The sequence below is a fragment of the Paenibacillus sp. Dod16 genome (assembly GCF_049893405.1).
Lineage (GTDB): Bacteria > Bacillota > Bacilli > Paenibacillales > Paenibacillaceae > Paenibacillus_AQ.
The window spans coordinates 1-22935 of record NZ_JBNDYG010000042.1 but is presented as its reverse complement, the minus strand read 5'-3'; the positions used below and the strand labels follow the sequence as shown (position 1 = coordinate 22935).

General features: G+C 44.9%; 22 protein-coding genes. 2 read left to right on the top strand and 20 right to left on the bottom strand.

The genetic code is table 11. The features are described 5' to 3' along the window. Positions 1-185 precede the first annotated feature (185 nt). The 19 genes from ACPV3A_RS27645 to ACPV3A_RS27555 form a co-directional block, all read right to left on the bottom strand. Positions 186-1157: a D-alanyl-D-alanine carboxypeptidase family protein gene (locus tag ACPV3A_RS27645; protein WP_220687055.1), complete on the bottom strand. Its 972-nt coding sequence runs from the start codon at positions 1155-1157 to the stop codon at positions 186-188. A gap of 213 nt (positions 1158-1370) precedes the next feature. Further along, on the bottom strand, positions 1371-2336 hold the full coding sequence (locus ACPV3A_RS27640) for an ABC transporter ATP-binding protein (protein ID WP_220687054.1): 966 nt from the start codon (positions 2334-2336) through the stop codon (positions 1371-1373). Next, positions 2336-3310 (bottom strand): ABC transporter ATP-binding protein, encoded by a 975-nt coding sequence (locus ACPV3A_RS27635; RefSeq protein ID WP_071219342.1) that lies wholly within the window; start codon positions 3308-3310, stop codon positions 2336-2338. The genes ACPV3A_RS27640 and ACPV3A_RS27635 overlap by 1 nt, the downstream gene beginning before the upstream one ends. Positions 3311-3321: 11 nt before the next feature. Then, on the bottom strand, positions 3322-4245 hold the full coding sequence (gene opp4C, locus ACPV3A_RS27630) for an oligopeptide ABC transporter permease (RefSeq protein WP_220687053.1): 924 nt from the start codon (positions 4243-4245) through the stop codon (positions 3322-3324). A 12-nt stretch (positions 4246-4257) separates the two neighbouring features. Then, a complete protein-coding gene (locus tag ACPV3A_RS27625; RefSeq protein WP_220687052.1) occupies positions 4258-5220 on the bottom strand; it encodes an ABC transporter permease in 963 nt (320 codons plus the stop codon). 66 nt (positions 5221-5286) lie between these two features. Beyond that, entirely contained in the window at positions 5287-7050 is a 1764-nt protein-coding gene (locus ACPV3A_RS27620) for an ABC transporter substrate-binding protein (protein ID WP_260064475.1), read from the bottom strand. A 722-nt stretch (positions 7051-7772) separates the two neighbouring features. After that, on the bottom strand, positions 7773-8447 hold the full coding sequence (locus tag ACPV3A_RS27615) for an SOS response-associated peptidase (RefSeq protein ID WP_216534859.1): 675 nt from the start codon (positions 8445-8447) through the stop codon (positions 7773-7775). Between the two features lie 810 nt (positions 8448-9257). Beyond that, on the bottom strand, positions 9258-9530 hold the full coding sequence (gene rpsR / locus ACPV3A_RS27610) for a 30S ribosomal protein S18 (protein WP_006207333.1): 273 nt from the start codon (positions 9528-9530) through the stop codon (positions 9258-9260). 1288 nt (positions 9531-10818) lie between these two features. Then, complete coding sequence (locus ACPV3A_RS27605; RefSeq protein ID WP_128630790.1) at positions 10819-11166, bottom strand: hypothetical protein; 348 nt, start codon at positions 11164-11166, stop codon at positions 10819-10821. Between the two features lie 105 nt (positions 11167-11271). Then, entirely contained in the window at positions 11272-11709 is a 438-nt protein-coding gene (locus ACPV3A_RS27600; RefSeq protein WP_005836070.1) for an Hsp20/alpha crystallin family protein, read from the bottom strand. Positions 11710-11884: 175 nt separating this feature from the next. Then, entirely contained in the window at positions 11885-12928 is a 1044-nt protein-coding gene (locus tag ACPV3A_RS27595; RefSeq protein ID WP_426202602.1) for an ATP-binding protein, read from the bottom strand. A gap of 112 nt (positions 12929-13040) precedes the next feature. Continuing rightward, a complete protein-coding gene (locus tag ACPV3A_RS27590; RefSeq protein WP_426202599.1) occupies positions 13041-15212 on the bottom strand; it encodes a PAS domain S-box protein in 2172 nt (723 codons plus the stop codon). Positions 15213-15508: 296 nt separating this feature from the next. Continuing rightward, positions 15509-16438 (bottom strand): dipicolinate synthase subunit DpsA, encoded by a 930-nt coding sequence (gene dpsA / locus ACPV3A_RS27585; RefSeq protein ID WP_007784329.1) that lies wholly within the window; start codon positions 16436-16438, stop codon positions 15509-15511. A 36-nt stretch (positions 16439-16474) separates the two neighbouring features. Next, positions 16475-16795, bottom strand: a complete 321-nt coding sequence (locus ACPV3A_RS27580) for a YunC family protein (protein WP_005832069.1) — start codon at positions 16793-16795, stop codon at positions 16475-16477. Positions 16796-16886: 91 nt separating this feature from the next. Beyond that, positions 16887-18404: a phospholipase D-like domain-containing protein gene (locus ACPV3A_RS27575; protein ID WP_028406247.1), complete on the bottom strand. Its 1518-nt coding sequence runs from the start codon at positions 18402-18404 to the stop codon at positions 16887-16889. 71 nt (positions 18405-18475) lie between these two features. Further along, the gene (locus ACPV3A_RS27570) at positions 18476-18682 is read right to left on the bottom strand and encodes a DUF1657 domain-containing protein (RefSeq protein ID WP_005832067.1); all 207 of its coding nucleotides are present in this window, start codon (positions 18680-18682) and stop codon (positions 18476-18478) included. 93 nt (positions 18683-18775) lie between these two features. Next, a complete protein-coding gene (locus ACPV3A_RS27565) occupies positions 18776-19336 on the bottom strand; it encodes a CBO0543 family protein (protein ID WP_005832066.1) in 561 nt (186 codons plus the stop codon). Positions 19337-19481: 145 nt separating this feature from the next. Further along, positions 19482-19955, bottom strand: coding sequence for a hypothetical protein (locus ACPV3A_RS27560; protein ID WP_426202596.1), 474 nt, complete (start codon positions 19953-19955; stop codon positions 19482-19484). Positions 19956-20033: 78 nt separating this feature from the next. Then, positions 20034-20384: a hypothetical protein gene (locus ACPV3A_RS27555; RefSeq protein ID WP_426202594.1), complete on the bottom strand. Its 351-nt coding sequence runs from the start codon at positions 20382-20384 to the stop codon at positions 20034-20036. 357 nt (positions 20385-20741) lie between these two features. Here ACPV3A_RS27555 and ACPV3A_RS27550 point away from each other — a divergent pair, with 357 nt between their 5' ends. Together ACPV3A_RS27550 and ACPV3A_RS27545 are read left to right on the top strand one after the other, a co-directional pair. Then, positions 20742-21170: a cell wall hydrolase gene (locus tag ACPV3A_RS27550; protein WP_426202592.1), complete on the top strand. Its 429-nt coding sequence runs from the start codon at positions 20742-20744 to the stop codon at positions 21168-21170. Positions 21171-21724: 554 nt separating this feature from the next. Continuing rightward, positions 21725-21958 carry a hypothetical protein gene (locus ACPV3A_RS27545; RefSeq protein WP_143767919.1) on the top strand — a complete coding sequence of 78 codons (234 nt, stop codon included), beginning with the start codon at positions 21725-21727 and terminating at the stop codon, positions 21956-21958. Positions 21959-22551: 593 nt separating this feature from the next. Here ACPV3A_RS27545 and spoVAE read toward each other — a convergent pair. Next, positions 22552-22902: a stage V sporulation protein AE gene (gene spoVAE, locus ACPV3A_RS27540; protein WP_005832063.1), complete on the bottom strand. Its 351-nt coding sequence runs from the start codon at positions 22900-22902 to the stop codon at positions 22552-22554. Positions 22903-22935 lie beyond the last annotated feature (33 nt).

Sequence of the window (22935 nt, the reverse complement as noted above, 5' to 3'; positions counted from 1 at the left end):
GGTCCTTGCTTGCACCCCAAGCTACTTGGCTCCCCCTCCTCTCCTTATTAAACGGGAACTCCTCCCGTTGACTCACTTCATATCAGTAGGCCAGTTTCACACATCATCTATTGTAAACCAGATTATTGTCAAATGTGAACCCTTCACGGGCAGTTCTATAAATCTACCAAATCTTCAGCGATCTGCTAAACAGGTCTCTTATCATGCGTAAGAGCGGCTGAGATCCCCGAATATTGAAACCAGTCATCCAGCCGCTCTCTCCATGTTAACGTTTTGGCGAATCCGTAGTCAAATAGCTTTCGCGTCTCTTCAAATCTTGCTTCTTTGGACTCGGTACCCATGACAACGGCAACAAGCCGACTGCCTTGTTTCTCCGCAGTACCCGTGAAGCAGTATCCTGCGTTCGCTGTATACCCTGTCTTTAATCCGTCAGTGCCTTCATAGGAATAAGGACCTCCTACCGATGGCAGCATCCAATTGGTATTGCTTAAATATAAATTCCGTCCGCTGATCTTGGTTTGGGTCTTGCTGGAGGTGCTAAGAATATCCGGGTGGCTTCGAATCAAATGTGCTGCCAGCTTGGCCGTATCCTCTGCGGTCATCGCCGTTTCTCCATCCGATGACCAGGCTTGATCGTTGTCTGTGTTTCGCTCGACTCCCGACGCATTCACGAATCGTGTCGCGCTGGATAAGCCAATCTCTTTTGCCTTGGCATTCATTTTTCGGACAAACGCTTCCTCGGAGCCTGCAAAATGCTCGGCAAGCGCTACGGCCGCATCATTGGCCGAATAAACCGTTATGCTCTGGAACAATTCGCGTACCGTCACGATTTCGCCGGATTTCAAGGCGATTTTAACGCCGCTTACGTCACTTGCGGTATCGCTTATCTTGACTTCATCGTCCCAGGATCGGTTCCCGGTTTTAATATCATCCAGAATAACCAACTCGGTCATCAGCTTGGACATGCTTGCAGGCGGTAAGGGTATATCGCCATTTTCGCTGAGCAAAATACGCCCGGTGTTTAAATCCATCAAGACAACCGCTCGCGCGTCCACCTTCGGTTTAAATCCCGCTCGTTCTATATTTCCTATGACAACCGCCCCAATCGGGACGATTATTAACAATATCATGACCAGCCAAAGCCACCGTTTTTTCATAGAATTAGCCCTCCATAATAATAGACGGATAAAAAGGGCTTTTGGTCTGCTTTTTTTCGAAAATTTTATTTAGGAATTTTTGTAAAATGGTCCGTTGGTCTTCTGAAATGAAAAAGACCCCCACCCGTCCGCAGACGGAGGAAGTCCCCCTAGAAATTTTTATCTAATAATCGCTCTGGTTGTTGTCAGAAACTTTAGATATGAAGAGTCATATTAAGCGTAGTGGCAAGCAACGAAGTGATTGTTACCCATATCGCGATACTCTGGAATCTCCTGCTTGCACAGGTCTGAAGCCAGCGGACAGCGAGTATGGAACTTGCAGCCGGAAGGCGGGTTCGCCGGGCTTGGGATGTCTCCCTGCAGTACGATCCGATCGCGCTTCAGCGTTGGATCCGGTACTGGCACAGCCGATAGCAAGGCTTTTGTATAGGGATGCAGCGGGTTGCGGAACAATTCTTCCTTGCTGGCCATTTCCACCATCGATCCCAGATACATTACCCCAATTCGGTTGCACAAATGCTCTACAACACTGAGATCATGTGAAATGAACAAGTAAGTCAACTGTTTATCGCGCTGCAAATCACTAAGCAAGTTGATGATTTGCGCTTGAATCGATACATCCAGCGCGGAAACCGGCTCATCCGCTACAATAAAGTCTGGATTCAGAATCAATGCGCGGGCAATCCCGATCCGTTGACGCTGTCCACCGGAGAATTCATGCGGGTAACGATCATAATGATAGGCAGCAAGGCCGCAAATCTCAAGTGTTTCAATCACGCGATCCTTAAGATCCCTACGGTTAACTAAGCCATGGTCAATGAGTGCTTCGCCGATCGCTTCGCCAACCTTGATTCTTGGGTTCAGGGAGCTGAAAGGATCTTGGAACACGATCTGCATCTTCGGACGCAGTGCACGCATTTTCTCTTTGGACAAGGTATGGATATCCTGACCATTAAAGATAACCTTACCTTCCGTTTTCTCCAGCAGACGGAGAATGGTTCGGCCAATGGTGCTCTTGCCGCAGCCGGATTCACCTACAAGCCCGAAGGATTCACCTTTGTTAATGGAAAAGCTGACTCCGTCAACTGCTCTTACATTACCCACCGTCCGCTGCAATATGCCGCCGGTGATGGGAAAGTATTTCTTCAAACCATCGATTTCGATCAGTGCTTGACTCATTACGCTTTCCCCTCCTCTTCATACAACCAGCAAGCGACCTTATGGCCGTTAGGATCCGTACCGAGCGGAGGCGTCTTCTCTCTACAAATCTGCATGCATGATTCACAGCGATCATGGAAATGACAGTTGTCTCCAAGATCTACCGGATTGGGTACCTGACCCGGAATCGAATACAGACGTTCCTGGGTCTGATTAATGATGGGCTTAGCTTTCAAAAGCCCCTTGGTATATGGATGCTTCGGCTGCTTGAAGAGCTCAATGACCGGGGCTTCCTCAATAACTTTTCCTGCATACATAACAACAACATAGTCCGCCATCTCCGCTACGACACCCAGGTCATGCGTTATCAGCATAATGGATGTATTCAACTTCCCCTTGATGTCGCGCATCAGATCCAAAATCTGGGCCTGAATCGTAACATCAAGCGCTGTTGTTGGCTCGTCAGCAATCAGAAGCTTGGGATTACAGCTAAGCGCAATCGCGATCATAATCCGTTGGCGCATACCGCCGCTGAGCTCATGCGGATAGGAGTCGAAAATCTTCTCCGCACGCGGTATTCCTACCAGATTGATGAGGTCGATGGCACGTTGCTTAGCTTCTTTGCGGTTTACGAGCTGATGCAACAGAATCGGCTCTACAATCTGTTCCCCGATCGTTAATACCGGGTTCAGTGAGGTCATCGGTTCCTGGAAGATCATGGCGATATCGTTGCCGCGAATCAAACTCATTTCGCGCTTGCTCATCTTCAACAGGTCCTTGCCTTCATATAGAATCTCTCCTCCTACTGGAGGTGTATCAATTAAACGCATAAGAGACATGGCTGTTACGCTTTTACCACAGCCCGACTCACCAACCACGCACAGTGTTTCACCCTCACGGATTTTGAAGCTTACATCGTCGACGGCTTTCACGGTGCCTGCGGAGGTTTGAAAATGCGTTTTTAAATTGCGGAATTCAACTAATTCTTTTGCCATATTCGCATCTCCTACTTCTTCATTTTCGGGTCAAGTGCGTCGCGAAGCCCGTCACCGATCAAGTTGATTGCAACTACGGTAACCAGAATACACATACCTGGCGGAATCCATAGCCATGGTCTCTTCCGGAAATCAATCAAATTGTTTGCCGCAGAAATCATATTTCCCCAGGATGGTGTTGGTGGAACAACCCCAATCCCTAGGAAACTCAGCGCAGATTCATACAGAATAGCCCCTGCTACCCCTAAGGTTGCTGATACGATAATAATCGGAATCGTGTTAGGAAGCAGGTGACGGAAGATTTTGCGGCGATCCTTGAGCCCTAAAGCTTCGGTCGCTTGCATAAACTCCTGCTCGCGGAGCCCCAAAATTTGACCGCGAACGAGACGGGAGATACTGCTCCAGCCGAGTACCCCGATAATTAACATCAGGAAATAGATACGATCTGACGGTTCTACCTTCAAGTCTGACAAAATAGCGCCCAAGATAATGAGGATTGGGAGCGTAGGCAATGCCATAAAGATGTCGGCCATACGCATAATCAGCGTATCTACCCATCTACGATAAAATCCTGCCAAAGCGCCAAGGGTAGCACCGATAATAATGGAAATACCTGTGGCTACAAGTCCAACAGTAAGGGAAATTCTACCTGCGAGCATCATGCGCAGGAGAATGTCACGCCCCAGTTTATCGGTTCCTAACCAGTACTTCGAGCTTGGAGGCAAATTCTTGTCAAGTACACTGTAATCATATAAGGAATAAGGTGAAAAGAAAGGGCCAAAAAAGCACAGCAAAAACATAAATACAATTATGAAAAGTCCGATGACAGCGAGACGGTTTCTGGAAAAACGACGAATAGCAATTCGCCACGGGGAATCCGGCCGCTTCTTCGTAACTGGTAGATTCGTTTTTAATGGTGCAGTCTCTGCGGACAAATGAATCTCCTCCTACTTTAAGCGAATTCTTGGATCTGCAGCTCCATATAGAACGTCAGACAACAGGTTGCCCAGAAGTGTCAGTACCGATATGAATACTGTGAACCCAAGCATGAACGGATAGTCCCGCATACTGATCGATTCCAAATAAACTTGACCGACCCCGGGCCAGATGAAGATTTTCTCCATGATGATGGCTCCACCAAACAAGGATGGAAGCTCAAAACCCATGAGAGTAATAGCAGGAAGCATCGCATTGCGCAGCGCATGCTTAAATATTACCGTGCGCTCCTTCAATCCCTTTGCACGGGCTGTGCGGATGTAATCCTGACGGATAACCTCCAGCATGCTTGTACGGAAATACCGCGTCAAACTACCTGTGCTCAGCATCGTAAGTACGGTAACTGGTAAAAACATATGCCATGCAATATCGATGAGTTGATCCCATGTGCTTCCGTTCAGTCCTGAAGTCTTCATTCCGCCAACAGGAAACCACCCTAAATCCAAGGCAAACAACTTGATAAGTAAGAGTCCGATAAAGAAAGACGGCAGTGACATACACAAGAAGACTAATAAAGTTACGATCTTGTCAAACAATGAATACTGAAATTTCGCTGAGAACACGCCAGCAAAAGCAGCTATAATCCAACTCAATATTAAACTGAAAATCGCAACAAAAAAGGAATTCCATACGTAATTATTCATTACGGTTGTGACAGGTTGTTTGTGCACAAGGGAATCTCCGAGATTACCCTTTAACATATTGCCGACCCATGTAAGATAACGCTCAACAGGCGGCTTATCCAAACCATAAATTTCCCGAAGCTGAGCTGCTTTCTCAGCAGTCATCGTCGGGTTGTTCACTGCAGTGATATAATCACCTGGTACCAAAGATGATATAGCAAATATGAGAATCGAAATCCCGATCATGGTCGGGATGATCTGCAGCAGCCTCCGGATAATGTACTGCTTCATAATATTCCTCCCGGCTTATAAGTGCATATGCCCAGCTCTTGCGAGCTGAGCATATGTTTCTTGATGCTATTGTTGAATTTCTGCTTTGTACAGGTCAACTACGAAGTTTTTGTAAGGTGTGATGTCAATGCCGTTCAATCTGGAGTTGATTGCCCACATATCACGTCTTTGGTAGATCGGAAGATCTGGAACGTCCTTGTTCAGAATTTGGTATGCTTCCGCATAAGCCGCTTTACGCTCTTCCAAATCAAAGGCATTCAGACCTTTCTTCATAGCTGCATCATAGTCAGGATTGGAATATCCGAGGTCATTTTGCTGTCCATCTGTGATATACACCGTGGAGTCTGGGTCTGGAGTCAAGCCCCAAGCAGCAAAGAACATATCGAACTCGCCTTTATCCTTCTTATCCATGATTGCATTAAAGTCCAAAGTTTCAGCTGTCAATTTGATGCCCAGCTCTTGGTAGTTCGTTGTCATAATCGGAATCAAAGCATCAATTACCGGGTTGTCAGCAGTTGCCGAGAAATGAATTTCGAATTTCTCGCCGTCTTTCTCGCGGATTCCGTCAGCACCTGGAGCCCAGCCTGCTTCATCAAGAAGCTGCTTCGCTTTCTCCATATCAAACTCGTACGGCTCAATACCTTCATTCGTGTAAGCCCATGATTCGCTGGATTGTGGAATATTAATTACGTTCGCATATTTACCATAGATGATTTCAACAGCTTCAGCACGATTCAAACCGTACATCAAAGCCTGACGAACTTTAGGATCTTGGAATTTAGGATTTTTATGGTTAAGTGCAACATAGCCGTAACCATTGTATGGGAACATGTTATAGTCCAAGAAGCCCATTTCTTTAACAGCTTCTACGTTATCTTCGCTCACCGAAATCATATCCATATCGATTTCACCGGATTGGAACATAGCCAATTTGGTTTCGTCGGTTGTAGTCTTGTAGATGACGTTCTTAATTTTTGGTGCGCCCAAGAAATAGTTAGGATTAGCTTCCAATACTACTTCTTGTCCAGGAGAGAAACTTTTCAGTACATATTGACCACTGCCGACTGGTTTGGCATGCAGGTCTTTCATGTACTCCAGGTTTCCTTGCTTGTAATCTTTGCCATAAACGGATTCTGGAACAAAATATACAGTACCCAGATTATCCTTGGTCATGGCATTTGCTTCTGTAACTTCGATTTCAACGGTATTGTCATCGATGATTTTAATACCGGAAATCTCGTCAGCTTTACCATCGTAATAATCTTTTCCGCCTTTAATGTTAACAGACAGAATGTCGGATTGTCCGTCATAGCTTTTGTCATGTAAAACTTTCATGGCGAAAGCATAGTCTTTTACAGTAACCGGATCGCCATTGGAGTATGTCACACCCGGCTTCAATTTGAACGTGTATTTTAATTTGTCTTCCGACACTTCAACGCTCTCAGCCAGGCGATTACTGTAAGTTCCATCCCCATTCAGAGCGAAAAAAGAATCGAAAATTGCGTCTACAACATAACGGTCGTACGCTGTTTGCCAGTAGAATGGGCTAAATACCCCTTTAGGTGCTGTCATACCAACAACGAGTGTGTCTTTACGTGCCAACGCAGTCGCGGGATTAGCAGATGGATCTGTTGCCTCGAAATAACCCTGGCTGTCGTCTCCAGTTTCAGCCGGCGGTTCTGTAGTATCTTTGTCGCCTTCAGCTGGTGGTGTTTGCTCTGTTTGCTCCCCTTGACTTGGCTGTTCTGCTGTTCCTCCGCTCGAACATGCTGCCAGTACCGTGATGGCCAAAAGCATGATTGCAAGCAGGAGTGACATTCTTTTCTTCATGCGAATCCTCCTCTTAAAAAATGATGTTGCATTATAAATTATCAGGACGAATATTGAAATCATCCTTAAATAATTTCGGTATAGAAGTTCTCCAGGATGTCATTGCATGATGTGAAAAAGATTGAAAGTTTTACAGAAAATATACCATTGGTCAATTAGTGCCAAAGTCTCTAGCAAAATCTTCTTGCCTATAAAATTAATGTTATGATACGTGTAAATTTAGGTAACGTCAATTACTTTTTTTCATATTTCTCAAAAACCATGTTTTTATCGTCGTTTTTGAGGTTAATAATTAAGTTTATCTCCGTTGTATATCCTTAGTTTACTGAAAATGTATGTAATATCAAGATTTATTTACAATTTATAACTATAATCACTTGTGGTTTAATAGTTTACATGTGATATTTTATTACGCAAACTATAAAATTACAACATCACCTACTCTGATCGAGCTTATCGCGTTAGGTACAAGTTAAATTATTTAACGTATATAGAGGTCGTCTTCCTTGATTACAACTAGAAACTATTTTTATGTTATATATTGTCCTTACGATATGCTTCAATACGGTATTAAATGACGTGTATTTATGCTTCTGCTTTCTCATAGTTTAGCCTCCTACAGCGTTAACGCTTAAAAAAAGCAATCCAGGACTGTGGTCCGGATTGCTTTTATGTTGAATTCCATGTCAGATAAATCAACCTTGCTCTTTCATACTTGCGAACTACAGATTCTTCACCCAAGCGAGCTTTAAATCCATCTCTTCAATGCACTGCTGGTGATCATGCGTATCGTCAGCCACTAAAGGCGTCACCGGATACATTCGCATCTGCCCGCGATACGTATGAAGCAGCGGATGCACCGCATGTCTCCCTTGGATCTCCGGATCCAGCCACTTTTCCATGTTTTCCTCTGACAGAATCGCCGGCATTCGTGTTTCGAACTCTCGAATCGCTTCATTGGCCTCTGTCATTAGAACCGTGCATGTTCTCATTTCATTTCCCCTGGCATCGCGCCATGTCTCGTATAAACCAGCCATACCGAATATTTCATGATCCCCGATTACGGTCCGTACCGCATAACTCCGTTTACCAACCGTTCGCCAGTAATATAAACCGTTACAAGGGATCACACAGCGTCTTGTGTCAATCGCTTTACGGTAAGTGGGATTTTGATCAACGGTTGTAATATCAGCATTGACTGCGTCTTTACCCCAATAGGGCACTAACCCCCATCGATACTCATCAAGCACTCGTTCTCCCTGTTCTTGTATAATGACCGGCATGGTTTGGGTAGGGCTAATGTTGTACCGGCTCTTGTAGTAATACATTACCCGATTAATGCCAAAACGTTGATTCACTTCATCGATCCCTGCGGACAGCGAGAATCGTCTACACATATAACTACCTCCTTTTTCCTTTATCGTTTGGATAATGGAGGCGGAATATGCATAATAAGACTAACAACATGGAGCTTCCACTGCTTGTACGCTTGTATCCCTGGAGTGGACATCATAAAATTGAAAGGTTTCTGCAACTTTTATGTAATCACAATATTAAATTTTCTGTGCCACTCTGTCGTGGCAATGTTCTTCTATCATGTTTGTATACGATAGACATCATTCTCAATTATGTAAGCATGGGGTCTACTTAAATCGTTCTCTTTTTTTAGGCATCTTTTCGAGGGTATATTACTTTCAAAGTGGAGATCGTCCCAGCGCTCATTTGATGAGCTGATACATACCTATATATAATAGAAGGAATTTTTTCAGGTTGCTTCTTTTTCACCTTCATAACCGGTTTTTTATTTCTTACATGGAGTACTCCGTTATGTATAAAAATGTATTGCTTACAATAGACACTGTCCGTTTAAAGAAGACATCATTTCAGGGCTTTAAAACTGGAAAGCTTTACACCAGGCTTGTATTTGTCGGCAGCTATTTTTCTTCTTTAGTGTACACTCTGGGGAGACACGATTCTTCCGTGGAGACATTGTGCGTCCCAACATTTGGATAACTCCTTTTAACGCCGAAATGAATATTGCTTCAAAGCCCTGAGCTTTCATACTTGTGAGGTACGCTTGGTTTTACTTATATGGCCCTCATCTCTAACAATTCTCATCACATCTCTCATTAAGCCAACCCTGGGCTCTTCCATAATAAAAAAGCGAACCAGCCTATGATTAGGCTGGTCCGCTTTGACACAAATGATTACTCAGTTGTGTATGGAAGCAATGCGATTTGACGGGAGCGTTTGATCGCAATCGTCAGAGCACGCTGATATTTAGCGCTAGTACCTGTTACACGACGAGGCAAGATTTTTCCGCGCTCGCTGATGAATTTCTTGAGCAGGTCTGTATCTTTATAGTCAATGTGAGTAATTTTGTTCACAGTGAAGAAACATACTTTACGACGCTTGTTGCGGCCGCCGCGGCGTGCCGGTCTTTTGTCGTTGTCTCCGCCTTCTCTTTGTTTAAAAGCCATGTGTTGTCAGTCCTTTCCGTATTAAAAAGGCAATATTGAAGAACGTACACTGTGTAATTCCCCGATACCCCTTGTTCTAATTGAGTTTTTATTGATTACACACACGTCGCTGTGTAAATCGTGAATTCACTTTTCTTAAATTACCACAAATACATCTAAAAATCAAATGTTTAATCGGGCCACGTTCCGCCTCGATAATTGTACGTACTTATACAACCTCCTCGGTGTATATACTAATGGTGGGGTACAGTCCCCTCCTTGCATTTAGAGCAAATAGGCTACCACGATTGTTAGTTATGGTAGTCTATTTGTCTCTCCAGAACTAAACAGGCAGAAATTTAAACGTTCCCAGACGAAAGATGTATATGTAATTTTTGTACTAAGCCCTCGTTGTCCTGTTATTTTTCATACTATACGCTAACTTTCCGTAGACGGTTTCCTGTTTTTCATCCTCTCCTTCAGCGATACTTTAATGCGATAAAAGCTGTCGGCGCCAGCGCCTTGGTAGCCTGTACGAGAAGTGATACAGCGACTCTAATGGTATCCTTCGCATATGCGGGTGGCGGCATCGGTTAGTTCGTCGTCGGTATGAGCGGCCGACAGAGAAAAGTGGACTGCGCGCCGTCCCGGCGGGCAAGCCGGTTATCAATCATACCACGCCCTGGCCAAAGAAGGCTTTGAACACGTCGCAAAAAATACGAATTAGCCGCGAGATGAAGGACGAAGTGTACAATCTGCTTTTTCCTAGCACCAAAATCCCTAATCAGATAGGCGAAAAAAATCCCCCGCCTATGAAGGCAGGATCCTCATTCAATTTACTCTGGACATTTGGAAAAATTCGCTGAACCATATCGCTAAATTCTTCGAAAAATCCGCTAAACGGGTCTTCCTTGCTCAACATCCCTCACGTATCGGTTCACGTGTTCCACAAAATCGGGGTTCGTGGTACATACACATTTTTAATGGTCAGATCCTCGCCTCTTGCTGGGCAATTCGGCATGGTTCAACAATTCAAGTTTCACGGGAGTGAAATTCCTTTTTGCAACCAGAAAAGCGATGGACAAATGTCCGCCGCTAAAAGCTTACCCTGTTTTCTTTGCAAATAGTCGCAAATGCCGCGCAAGAGGCAGCATGCCGAACGTGACTTGCACCTCTGCCTCGCCCAGCGCCTTCAGCATCCCGGGCAAACCAGCGCGCCTTGGCTTGGATGGTTTTGGGGTATACGCATCGTCAAGTGAAAAAACGACCGCCTTCTTTTTAAAGAATACGATCGTTTTCACTTGCTGTTTTATTGATATTGCCGTGGCTGCAAATTCTGATTCTGCCAGCTCTGAGCCGTTGGCCAGCCCGCACTCTGCAAGCCGGGTTGTTGTTGCGCTGTTTGTTGAAGCTGAGAACAAATTTGCATCGCCTGCTGCATCTGCTGTATGGCAGTTTGATGTCCTTGCAGAACAAATTGAATGGTTTGAACCGCTTGACGTTCTTTCTGGGCCAGCTGATCCAGTTGGGCGGCGTTTTGCTGCTCCTGTTGCAACATTTGCTGATACATGTTGCTCGATTGCTGCGTTTGCTGGATCAACTGTTGAATAATCTGCGCGCATTGGCTTGCTTGCTGTGAAAGGTTTTGTTGATACACGATCATTGACCTCCTTCAATATGGTAGGACTTCGTCCCCCAAAGGTTATTTTGTGCAAGCGCCCATTTTTCATGTAACGCCTATATTGTGATCTCACACTTCATTTTAATGAAACTGCACATCAATTTGCCGTTGGGTATCGGCTTTTAATTTCGGCATTCGAACTTCAAGGACACCGCTGCGATACGTTGCTGTCGTTCCTTCCGTTTGAACGCGTGATGGCAAAGACACCGACCGTTGGAATCGTCCGACAAACCGTTCTTTGCGGTGTATTTGTTCCTGTTTCACTTCATTCGCTTGCTTTATGGTCCCACTAATTGTAAGCATGTTTTCATCCACATCGATATGAAGGTCTTCTTTTTTATCCAAACCAGGGATTTCACAAGAAGCAATCACTTCATGTTCATTCTCAAATACATCAATACGAGGGGTTGCAAATCCTAGACGCGCGCCGATTTCCGGAAGACCTTCGTTAAAAATTTTTTCCAAATCCCTTCTCCATAGATCGGTATTGCGAAACGAATCCCAAGGAATGAGCGGCATGTAATTTCCTCCATTGTCATCATTTTTTCAAGCTTTATTTTGTACTCTTCGGGAAATATTATTCTTTGCTACCCTGCATTGTTGAATTGAAATATGCTTTTTTGGGTCGCGACTCCCGGCAAGAGCCCCTGAAAAAATTGTTGAGAGTTTGTTTACCGCAATGTTACCGACACATTTAAACTGTTCCCTTAAATGCGGGTAATTGAACAATAACGTTTGTGCCTAGATCAGAGCTATCGATTTTCAAAGAGCCTCCCATTTTTTCGATCATAACTTGACTAAAACTGAGCCCAAATCCAATGGCGTCCTGTTTACTTGTAATAAACGGTAGGATGATTCGGGACTGCAGATCTTCTGGAATTCCTGCTCCTTGATCGCGAACAATGATGTGGATGTGATTATCCGTAATGTTAATTCGGAGCGTTAAGGCAGAACCTGGGGGACTTGCATCTAATGCATTGTTAATGATTTCTTGCAGCGCCGCTCGCAGCAACTTGGGGTGTCCAAACACAAAACCGTTTTGCTCCGGAAATTCCAGAGCGAAACGTACTGTTTTCTCCAATGCTTGGACCTGTATATCTGGAATCCATTCTTGCATAAATGAAAGAAGAGAAATAGGAACAAATTTCCATTCGAAAGGTTTTCCAAAGAGCAAAAATCGCTGCAACGCTTTGTCGATCGTCTGAATTTGCTCATCAAGCAGTTTAAAGTATCCGCCCAATTTCTGATGAGGTGGAGATGCCGCGAATTGTAAAACGGAAACATGATCCTTCAAACTTTTTTCCAGAAGTTGAAGCGTCCCTTTGATTACCGTTAAAGGATTTAGAATGATATTGGCTGTGCCCGCCGCCATATGCACAATGGTTTCCCTTCTTTCTTTCTCGCATTGTATTTTCACGTACTGTTGAAAATCTTGGATATCGGCCATCAGAACAAAACATTCCCCTTTTAGCTGCGGGTATACATAGGTGATCATGGATCGTACTTTGCCATCTAACCTCTCTTGCACGAGTACTCCCGAGTAATTCTTTTTATCCTGCAGTACTTGCCCCACGATCGATTGTAATGCCGAGTGTTCAGGGAATTCTTCTCCGGAGGTTACTGTGTACCAGGTATTCATGGTTGTATTTAAAAATAAAATTTTGGCTTCTGAATCGACGATAGCCAGTCCAATATCCATTTGATCTGAATTCATGAGGAACTCTACGATTTGCCTCATCACCATTAACTTCCTTCCCGGCCACTTATCGTGTGCAGAACTACAGTAAAAAAGCCAGCTAATTTCTCGTCACGAAGTGGAACCCGATTTCTAAGATTATACCTATAAGCCGTTACAGAGCGATGGGAAAGGATACGGTAAAAGTTGTACCTTCACCAACCTCGCTTGCAACCTCAATATTCGCATTGTGATACTCTGCAATCTGATAACAAATGGATAGCCCGAGACCTGTCCCTGTCTCTTTCTGTGTAAAAAAAGGTTGTCCGATCTTTTGCAACAATTCTTGCGGAATTCCAACACCATTATCCCTTATGCTTACTTTAACCCATTCATCGCATTGCACTTGTTCGATCCAGACGGTTCCCCCTTCAGGCATCGCTTCAATGGCATTCTTAATCAAATTAATAAATAACTGTTTGATTTTATTTCCATCGCACCGGATCTGCACGGGTTCCTTGGTTGGATGAGAGTGAATTTCTACATTATGTAATGTGGCCTGCGTCTGAAGTAGCACGACGATATCCTGAATCAGTTTAGAAAGATCATGCTGTGTCATGTTCATCTCTTGCGGTTTGGCTAAAGCCAGTAGTTCATTTAGAATAAGTTCGATACGAGTTAATTCTTCCTTCATAATATCGTAGTACTTACTTCCTTTTTCTTTGCCGGCGCTTAACAATTGCAGAAATCCTTTCAGCGCGGTAAGCGGGTTTCGAATTTCATGCGCAATTCCCGCGGCCATTTGACCCGCTATGGATAATTTGTCTGCCTGATGAGCAGATTGCTCGGCTGCATCAAATTCGGTAATATCATGCATGACACAAATGCCGCCCACAATTTTATTTTGAACAATGATCGGCTTCCCATGACAGAGAATGAGGCGATGCTCGCCATTCGACTTTTTAACCACCATTTCTAAATCCCGGAAACTTTCGCCTCGATACGCCCGATAAAGCGGGACGCGTTCCTTGCTCAACAGCGTTTTTCCATCTGTTTGATACAATCCGTATACAGAACTCCAGTGTTCGGGCGAAAGAGGTATCTTTACAAAGTCGTGCAATTGTCTTGCGGCTCTATTCATACTTGTCAATATCCCATTTTCATCACAAATCACAACGCCGACATCCATTGTTTCTACAATATCACTCATGACACGTTCTTGAGTAGCTAGGACGTCTTCCAGCGTCTTTCGGCTCGTTATATCCCGAAAAACCTTTACTATCTCACGAACATTGCCCGAATCGTACCGCAGCGTGTTGCTTACGACCTCCACCCAAACAGAGGAGCCGTCTCTTCGACGTAATCGTAAAATGTTGCTATAACCGTCTTCATTCATCCACTCTTGCGAGCCCAATTTTTCTATATCGGGAGGATAGAACAATTCCCAGACAGGTCTTCCTATCAATTCCGTCGCATCATAACCCAGCAATGGTTTGCACGCCGGCGATATGTAGTAGATAATACCATTGATATTCAGTGTAGCAATCATTTCCCCCGTATGGTCCGCTAACAAACGATATTTTTTCTCGCTATGCTTTAGGTCCCTTTCCATATTGGATTGCAGGGTAATATCCCTTGCGATGCAATGCAGCCCTACGAGTTCATTCTGAATGAAATTGGGAATATTCAGTACGCTGTATTTCAACATTTTGCCGTCTTTCGCTTCAAATGAAGTTTCCATCTCAAAAGGGGAATTCGTAAATGATTCCATCACGTGTTCCAGACTTTTCCGAATGGTGTCTCCAAGTGCTCTTTCCAACTCATATAAGTCATCGCCCCATAATTTCGTGCAGGCGCGGTTCACATAGCTGAAACTTCCATCTAACATGACGTCGTAAACAAGATCGGAATGATGGTCAGCAAGTATTCTGAATTTATCGGCGTATGCCTCGTTCAATTCAACAAGCCTTTTGCGATACGTGATCTCCTGAACCTGGATCAAGAATACTCTTTCCGGATGTCCCTCCACATCGATGACCGATAGGGTTGTCATTCCCCATTTGTGTCTGCCGTCAAGACAAATATAGCGATTCTCCATTTCGACATAATCGGAATTGCCGCCTAGCAAGTCATTCATGAACCCGTTATATAATGGAACGTCTTCCGTATAAATAATGTCAAGTATTCTCATTCGCAGCAGTTCTTGTTCTGTATAGCCCAGCATGTTGCATAGCGAGCGATTGACCATTGCCACTTCACCACCGAATCGAACTAAAGCTTTTCCGACAAGTGTATAATGAAATGCGTGGTGAGCGACAGGATGTGAAAGTAAATCTGAAATATCCATTTGCAAGTAACCTCCGACTGTGCAATAAGCTTATGTTTGCAACCTTAACGGTCTTCTGTTAAAAATCTATGGATGTTCTCTATTATATATGGCATTTTTAACAGTTGAAACAAGATTCCGAGACCAACACTAATTTAGAGTCCCCCGTTACATGGAAACCGACTTGTGATCTAAGAAAGAGCCGCTTTACCACGCTTCATTATCCGATTCTTACGCAAATAAGACGGAGGCCGGCAAAGTACCGACCTCTCTGATCAAGTATAAACAAGATGCCTCTCTAAATTACGTTCGCGATCTCACACCCCAGAAGGACAAGCAAGTATGTCCATTTGCTCCCGATTTCGATTCCGTTGTTCGTCCTGCATCATTTGACATAACGTACTCGCCAATATTCGTCCAGCTGTTCTTGGCGCGACAGCTCCCGGTAAACTTGGCGCCAACATGGCCTTGATTCCGCGTTTTTCGGCGAAGCGAAAATCTGTCCCGCCAGGTTTGGAAGCTAAATCAATAATGATTGCGTGATGCGGTATACGAGTTAGCACACGAGATGTAAGGATTAGCGCCGCAACCGTGTTAAAAATAATATCCGCATTTGCGCCTTCTTCGTACAAATCTTTCGTATAAAACGGCTCAATCCCCATCTCCAAGGCACGTGCAAACTGCTCCGGTTTCTGCACACCTGCTTTGACGTGTGCTCCCAGACGGTGAAGCACGCTGGCTAACGTAAGACCGACTCTCCCCAATCCCAGAACCATACAACGCGAACCATGTATGGTAATATCCGTATGTTGAATGGCCATCATTAAAGCGCCTTCTGCAGTGGGAATTGAATTGTATATGGCAACATCGTCCCTATTGAGCAATTCAATCAGATCGATACCCACTTCCGAGCAAAGGTTCTTCAAGTAGGACTTAGCTATGCCGGAATAAACTTTTGCATGTTTAGGCAAACAGGACATATATTCTTTGTTCAGCATTAGCGTTTCGGTCGAAAATGAAGACTCTATTTTGCCATGGTCATCCGTACCAACAACCGGTAAAATCAATACATCCGCCTTGCTAAGTACTTCCTTCGTAAGCTTTGCGTGCCGGACTTCATGAAGTTGTTCCTTCACATCTTCATAACCGATTAATACAACATTGGCATCCAGGTCAGTAAATGAGCGAATAATTTCAAGATGCCGGGCATCGCCTCCAAGAATAACAACATGCATACCCGTTAACAAACAATCCCCTACTTTCCTTAAAAAATGGCCTGAAGACTAACGGTAATTAACTGCGTCTGTCATCTTTACAAGCGCGTCTGACCCTTTCATTCCGGGATGAATTCCATGTAATTCCGCCTCTAGGGTAACCATATCAAGAGGGGCGTCCAGCAATTGCTCTATCGTTCGTACCCCGACTGCACGTCCTGCGACAATTCGACGTTCTTTTAATTTTTCATTTAACAGCCGAATATCCAGTGCGCCGCACATGATATATCCGTGTTCAGTTGTGATAGCCAGTAGTGTTGTTTTGGGCAGAGTGACCTCAATGCCGATAACCTGATGCCCTTTCACTTCAATCGGTTTGATTATAATCATCTATGATGCAGCTCCTTTTTCTATACTATATATATGCCGGGGGTGATACCTGCACCATAGACGAATGCCTAAATCCAATATTGCTTGTGTATTATAACAAAGGAGACAACAAACGCGCCGCTTGATCAAGCATCCGCTCGGATGAAGGTCGATTCACGTGATCTTCCAAACGATAGGGAGTCGCCTCGGCAAGATCCCGTTCGAATTGTTCCGTTAGTTCCCGAGCCACATCGGAGTGATACATCACTGCGCAGATTTCGTAGTTTAAACGATAGCTCCGGAGATCATAGTTGGAAGAACCGAGTTCGGCAATCTCGCCATCGATAATCATGACTTTCGCGTGCAATACCCCTTTGTTATACTGAAACACATGGACCCCCGCCTCCACCAGTTCGCCGTAATACGTACGGCTGGCAGCGCCTGCAACTTTAGGAATCACCCGCTGCGGCACCAGTAATCTCACTCGAACCCCACGCGCCGCGGCTGTTTTGATGGCCATCAGGATATCCGCGTCGGGAATAAAATAAGGATTGACGATGTCGATGGATCGGGTCGCCTGGGTTAGACAAATGAAATGCATTTCCCGAATGACCGGAGTAGGCAGCGAGGGATTGCCTTCAAACATCTGGATATACACAGAAGGTGTATCTTCGGGTGAGGAAGCTTTCGCTATACGCGTGCTTTCCGTCGTTCCAAGCTCCGATCCCCACTCCCATCCGAATGCAGATCGCTCTGTTTTGCCAAAAGGAAAAGGATATTCGTTGTTGGGATGCGAACGTTGCACAGATTCAGGGTTGTTTCTTGCCGTTATTGGCGTATGGGGTATGTCCGGTGACGCCAATTTCCAATGGGCTTCAAAAACCGCCTTCGCATCATTCGCTGATTCGCCGGTTATCCGCATATGGGTATCGCGCCAGAATCCGGTATTCGGCTTCATTCCGGTATACTCATCCCCCACGTTGATTCCTCCCATAAATGTCTCCTTTCCGTCAATAATGACGATTTTGCAATGATCGCGGTAAGTCAAGTTGGATAGAATCCAGGGAAATCGCAAAGGGAAAATAGTCCTGCATTCAATGCCCGCCTCCTTCATCCGACGAATTGCATGTTTGGGAAACGACCGGCTTCCCAAGCCATCCCTTATAAAACGAATATTCACACCGGATAAAGCACGGTCAATCAGTGCGTCTGTGATCCGATTTCCAATATGGTCATTCCGATATATGTAATATTCAAGCTCAATCGTTTTTTGTGCGGATTGAATCGATTGCAGGAGTCTGCCGTAAGTTTCCATCCCGTTCGTGAGGATTTGGACAGAACCTGTTCGAAGGCTACTAACCGATAAGGGCTGTAAAGACCGGGCGATAACAGCTGCGGAATGGCCGCACAACGGAGGCAAAACGATCGGATTCTGATGCGATGAAACCAGCTTGTCCCGCCGCATTTGCACCGGATTCGTGACGAAAAGGTAACAAACGAAACCGATCATCGGAAATACCAGTCCGACTGTCATCCATGTCAGCGCCTTGGCGGGGCGGCGCACCTCCCGAACCGCAATAATGAGTAACAATGCTGTATTAACAATCCATAGTCCTGCGATCCATGCCAAGAAAATCAGCCTCCAATTATATAAACGATGAAAAAAGTTGCAGCCATGCCGAGAGACCGGCATGGCTTTTTTTAGAACCCTTTATACTGCGGTTCTTCTTGTTCAATTTGTTGCAACCGCGGAACGACCTGGTCAATGATGTTTTGTGTCTGTTGTGCTGCGTTTGTGAATGTGGTTTTGGCCTGCTGGTTTTGTGTATTTAACGCAAACTGTTCAAAGCTGGCCTGCGCGCTTTTCAGCGAAGCTACAGCTGTTTTCAATTGAGAAGCTACCGTCATATCGATCACCTCCTGCAATAGCATCCGTATGTAATATGTCAACCCGTTCAAACGTGTATGAATGGTAACATATGGCGACTGGTTCTTGCCGGTTTAAGGTCCGGACTTACCGCAATCGATGCCTTTTCTGGCAATGCTTGAAGACATAAAATACAGCCCGACATAGATCGGAAATGAATAGATATGCTTCCAGTGAATGGGATGATATAAATCTGCCATTTGTGAGATCGGCTCGGCCACAAAAGCGGAAAAACCCCCAAATAGGAGGGCCTTTATCAGCGGGTTTACTTCCGGCTTGTACTGGTTCAAGAACATCACTGTGACGGGAAGAAGTGAAAAATTCCATGGAAAATTAGCCGGCATGAACGGGATGACTTCCCAGTGGTAATGCCAGAGACCCATGGCAATCCCAAGCTGATCCAGCCACGACGACACGATAATTATCGTAAACCCGGATAGTAGAAACTGTCCTGTTGCTCGTTGGTCCCGAATTCCGATCCAAATCAGCCAAGGACATATGGATAAACCTACTCCCAACCACCATTGGCGTGTAAACAGGACGTGATTGCGCCAAATTTCAGTCATGTTGCGGTGTGCTTCAACAATCAATTGATAGGCTTGTTCAATCGCATGATGAATCTGGTTTTCGTCCACCGATGTCACCCCTTTCCGTTTATGTGGGGACCTGCCATTATGCAATCTGTTGATAAGACGATGTACCCGCGATACAGCATCCTGCACGGATTATTTTATATCCGCCAAGGCCAGATGTTTGGACGATGACGGATATGTGCCTGCTTCATCTGCGCGAGTTTCCATATAGAATATTTGTCGTTACAAATACGCCGACCGGCGGCAGCGAAGTTGAAGACGGTTGGGATGTGACATAGCCGCTATGCTCCGGCAAGTTGATATCAGTTGTCGCTACCCAGGTTCCATATTCGCCCGCCTGTAAAGAGGGGGGGAGCATTCGAAGGCGTCCGGTGAGGACCAAATGCCGAAGTTGAATCTGGACATCGTCATAGATGGTTAAATGACCGGAATAGGCAGCGTAGGGGGAATGAAACACGATCTGCTGCGCGCTTTCATTCCAGCTTCCTTCAATCGGAATCGGCGTTCCGCGAAATTGGATAGTGCCTTGAACTCGTTGGTCCGGCAAAACGCGCATCACAAGCTTGCCCCATACAACCGGCCTGCCGGCGACGGATGCATAAACTCCCCAAATGGAAAAGGGGGGTAATACCTTTGATATGGATTGCGAGGCATCGGCCACGACTCATCACTCCTCTTATTCGGTTACGCCATTATATGCGTCCACGGTAAAAATGCCCGTCACGGGGCTTGGATTCCTTTACAGATAACCGAACATGATCAAGTAAAAGAAGATCGACAATACCGTCACCGGGATGCTCCAAACCGGCTTTGTATGATGAAAACGAAGCATGAGAAACATGTGTACGTCAAAAAAAAGCGACCACCAGCAATTCCAGCCGCGGGAGTAGGTAATATAACCGAGGCGATATCCGACCCATTCAACACCGATATAAATCAGCACCCACTTTGCAATGTGAACCGCAGCCTTCCATTCGACTTCCGGAAAACGGGTGAGGTAGAGAAAAGCAGTTAAAGGATATATGCAAAAGGTGTGAAGCATAACAACGCTGGTATAGTTGAATACTGGATCGGGTTCCAAACGCCACAAATAAAATTTTTCATGCGAGAAGAATTCGTAAAGCAATTAAAAACAAGCTAGGTATACCATCGTTGGATAGCACTGGGAAAACTGTATCCACCGACCCCACCGCCACGCCGCGAATACCGTCCATAACGCAATGGCTAAATGAATACTCACAACTCACCTTCAGATGTTATTTATCATGTGCTGGCGCAGTTACATGTAGGCGGTTTTAAGTTATCCAAAAAAAGAGTAGTTAATTCAGGCAATTAACAATCCGTAAGGTGAAACTTGCGAGATTGTGCGTCGGATAGCGGTATGAATATTAAGCAAGCACTAAATAGAACAATGGGAATATATTGAATACTAAAATGAGGTGATACAATGGCCGTTGTCAAAGCCAGGGCAAGTGATATAGATCTGTTGGCAAGATTGCTTCGAGCCGAAGCGGAAGGGGAAGGCGAACAAGGAATGCTGCTCGTCGGGGCTGTAGGAATTAATCGGATTCGGGCAAACTGCTCCGATTTTAAAGGCATTCGTACGATTCCGCAAATGGTATTTCAGCCGCATGCGTTTGAAGCAACCATACACGGTTACTTTTATCAAAAGGCAAGGGACAAAGATAGACGCCTTGCACGAAAGTCAATTAACGGTGAGCGACCATGGCCTGCTAAATTCGCTTTGTGGTATTTCAACCCCCCCGCAAATTGCCCTTCGACATGGTACAATCAGCCTTTTGTCGGAAGATACAAAAGCCACTGCTTTTACGAACCGACAGGTGTAGAATGCGAAAATATTTACAATACTTTTTAAACATATAAGACGCAGGCCTAATCCGGTCAGCGTCTTATATGTATTAAGCGCAAATCTCTGCATAACCGTTTGGAGTAATACTTTGCAGGTATGGGGATCTTCCAGTTTTGGTTCGTGTATGCCAATGCCAGTACCAACCGGCCAATCAGTTCTTTATTGACCAGCCAACACAACTCATTGTACTTCTCCAAGGCATTGAGGAAATTACTGAGTTGATGGAGCAGGGAGAATCGGCGTCTTTTTGAACATTTACACGAATCCGATGATGTCCCAAAGTTGATCCTTCGGTAGGCGTAAAATCCGATTTTGGTATCTTGATTTCTTACCGTATACCAGAGGAGTGTTTTGAGGAATGGAAGAGGGTGTCCAAAGGCAGGCCAGCCGATATGTCCGGCATCACCTACGAGAAGTTTCTGATCCGATCGGAAGATCTTCTTCGCTTACATTCCACAGTTCGGCCATTTCCTTGATATGCTTTGGACCAAAAGGGTAAGATCGATGGTTCACCAACCGAAGCGCCGACCGTCTACTGACTCCGATGATGTATAAAGGATATGAATATCGGAATAATATCAGTTACATATTCTGAAAATGGCAAATGGAAAGGAGAAAATATGGAAAAAAGCGAACTTAAATCACAATTTAAACACCGAATCAAAACGGCAAGTAATAAATCTCCAATAGTATTGGATGGCAAGGCAAGTAAAAAAGTTCCAACCGAGCCGAGTTTGATGGAGAGAACCAAAGAAGCGATGGAGAATATAGGAACCGAAATAAATAGCGTCTGACAGTATATGGAATGATGCAGTTAGGCTCGCCATATGGCAAAAAGTTCACCGTCAGAAATATTTTATAGCTGGGTCGACGTATGAACAAACAAAAAAACAACTACAGCTCCATAACAATCGGTTTATGCCGGGTTTGCTCGTAAGCTTTGAAATTATTGATGGGACATTCCGTAAGGATTGGAACAAGTAAACTTCTCATAATCAAAACCAGTCGGTTAGGGAGCGCACTAACCGACCCCTTAACGTGCATTCGGAAATATTCGTTGCACAAGTTCATTGAATTCTTCAAGAAAACCTATGACTGGCTCCCTTGCCTGACATATATTCGTACGCATTGAAGTTACCCCGGTCTACAGCTGGCATCTCGCCATGTACCTGCACGAGAATCCGGCGCTGCAGGCGCGCAAAGTCATAGTGTTTACGATTAACCCGAAGCTTGTGAACAAGTTCAAGAAGCAGACGGAGAGATAACGCCTCCTTTGCATAAGTCCTTCTGCGGAATTCCCAGTTAAAATCTGGAGTTAAGCGCTGGATTTTTTGACTGGGTCTAGTTTGTCATTTCCATTTTCCTGACTCTTCCAATGGGCCCCGTATTATCCTTTGGGCTTTACGAACAATGCAGCGAGAAACGAAAAAATAATCGCTGCGGATATTCCGGCACTGGTCACTTCGAAAATTCCGGTGATGATCCCAATCCAGCCATTGCTCTTTAGTTCTTGAAGCGCACCATGGACAAGCGCGTTACCAAAGCTTGTAATCGGGACCGATGCTCCTGCCCCGGCAAATTCAATCAGCGGATCATACCATCCAATTCCGTCGACAATCGCACCCAATACAACAAGCAGGGTCATGGTGTGGGCCGGTGTAAGTTTCAAGACATCAAAACAAAATTGTCCGAAAACACAGATTGCACCTCCCACCAAAAAAGCCCAAAGAAAAATCATAATATCTCCCTTCCTGCCTCTATGGATACGGCA

Excerpts from the sequence above, each read along its gene's own strand:
- ACPV3A_RS27625 (WP_220687052.1), bottom strand. The coding sequence starts at position 5,220 with ATGAAGCAGTACATTATCCGGAGGCTGCTGCAGATCATCCCGACCATG.
- spoVAE (WP_005832063.1), bottom strand. The coding sequence starts at position 22,902 with ATGATTTTTCTTTGGGCTTTTTTGGTGGGAGGTGCAATCTGTGTTTTC.
- ACPV3A_RS27570 (WP_005832067.1), bottom strand. The coding sequence starts at position 18,682 with ATGACGGTAGCTTCTCAATTGAAAACAGCTGTAGCTTCGCTGAAAAGC.
- ACPV3A_RS27595 (WP_426202602.1), bottom strand. The coding sequence starts at position 12,928 with ATGAGGCAAATCGTAGAGTTCCTCATGAATTCAGATCAAATGGATATT.
- ACPV3A_RS27550 (WP_426202592.1), top strand. The coding sequence starts at position 20,742 with ATGGCCGTTGTCAAAGCCAGGGCAAGTGATATAGATCTGTTGGCAAGA.
- ACPV3A_RS27590 (WP_426202599.1), bottom strand. The coding sequence starts at position 15,212 with ATGGATATTTCAGATTTACTTTCACATCCTGTCGCTCACCACGCATTT.
- ACPV3A_RS27635 (WP_071219342.1), bottom strand. The coding sequence starts at position 3,310 with ATGGCAAAAGAATTAGTTGAATTCCGCAATTTAAAAACGCATTTTCAA.
- ACPV3A_RS27600 (WP_005836070.1), bottom strand. The coding sequence starts at position 11,709 with ATGCCGCTCATTCCTTGGGATTCGTTTCGCAATACCGATCTATGGAGA.
- ACPV3A_RS27580 (WP_005832069.1), bottom strand. The coding sequence starts at position 16,795 with ATGATTATAATCAAACCGATTGAAGTGAAAGGGCATCAGGTTATCGGC.
- ACPV3A_RS27645 (WP_220687055.1), bottom strand. The coding sequence starts at position 1,157 with ATGAAAAAACGGTGGCTTTGGCTGGTCATGATATTGTTAATAATCGTC.
- ACPV3A_RS27620 (WP_260064475.1), bottom strand. The coding sequence starts at position 7,050 with ATGAAGAAAAGAATGTCACTCCTGCTTGCAATCATGCTTTTGGCCATC.
- ACPV3A_RS27640 (WP_220687054.1), bottom strand. The coding sequence starts at position 2,336 with ATGAGTCAAGCACTGATCGAAATCGATGGTTTGAAGAAATACTTTCCC.
- rpsR (WP_006207333.1), bottom strand. The coding sequence starts at position 9,530 with ATGGCTTTTAAACAAAGAGAAGGCGGAGACAACGACAAAAGACCGGCA.
- ACPV3A_RS27545 (WP_143767919.1), top strand. The coding sequence starts at position 21,725 with ATGAATATCGGAATAATATCAGTTACATATTCTGAAAATGGCAAATGG.
- ACPV3A_RS27615 (WP_216534859.1), bottom strand. The coding sequence starts at position 8,447 with ATGTGTAGACGATTCTCGCTGTCCGCAGGGATCGATGAAGTGAATCAA.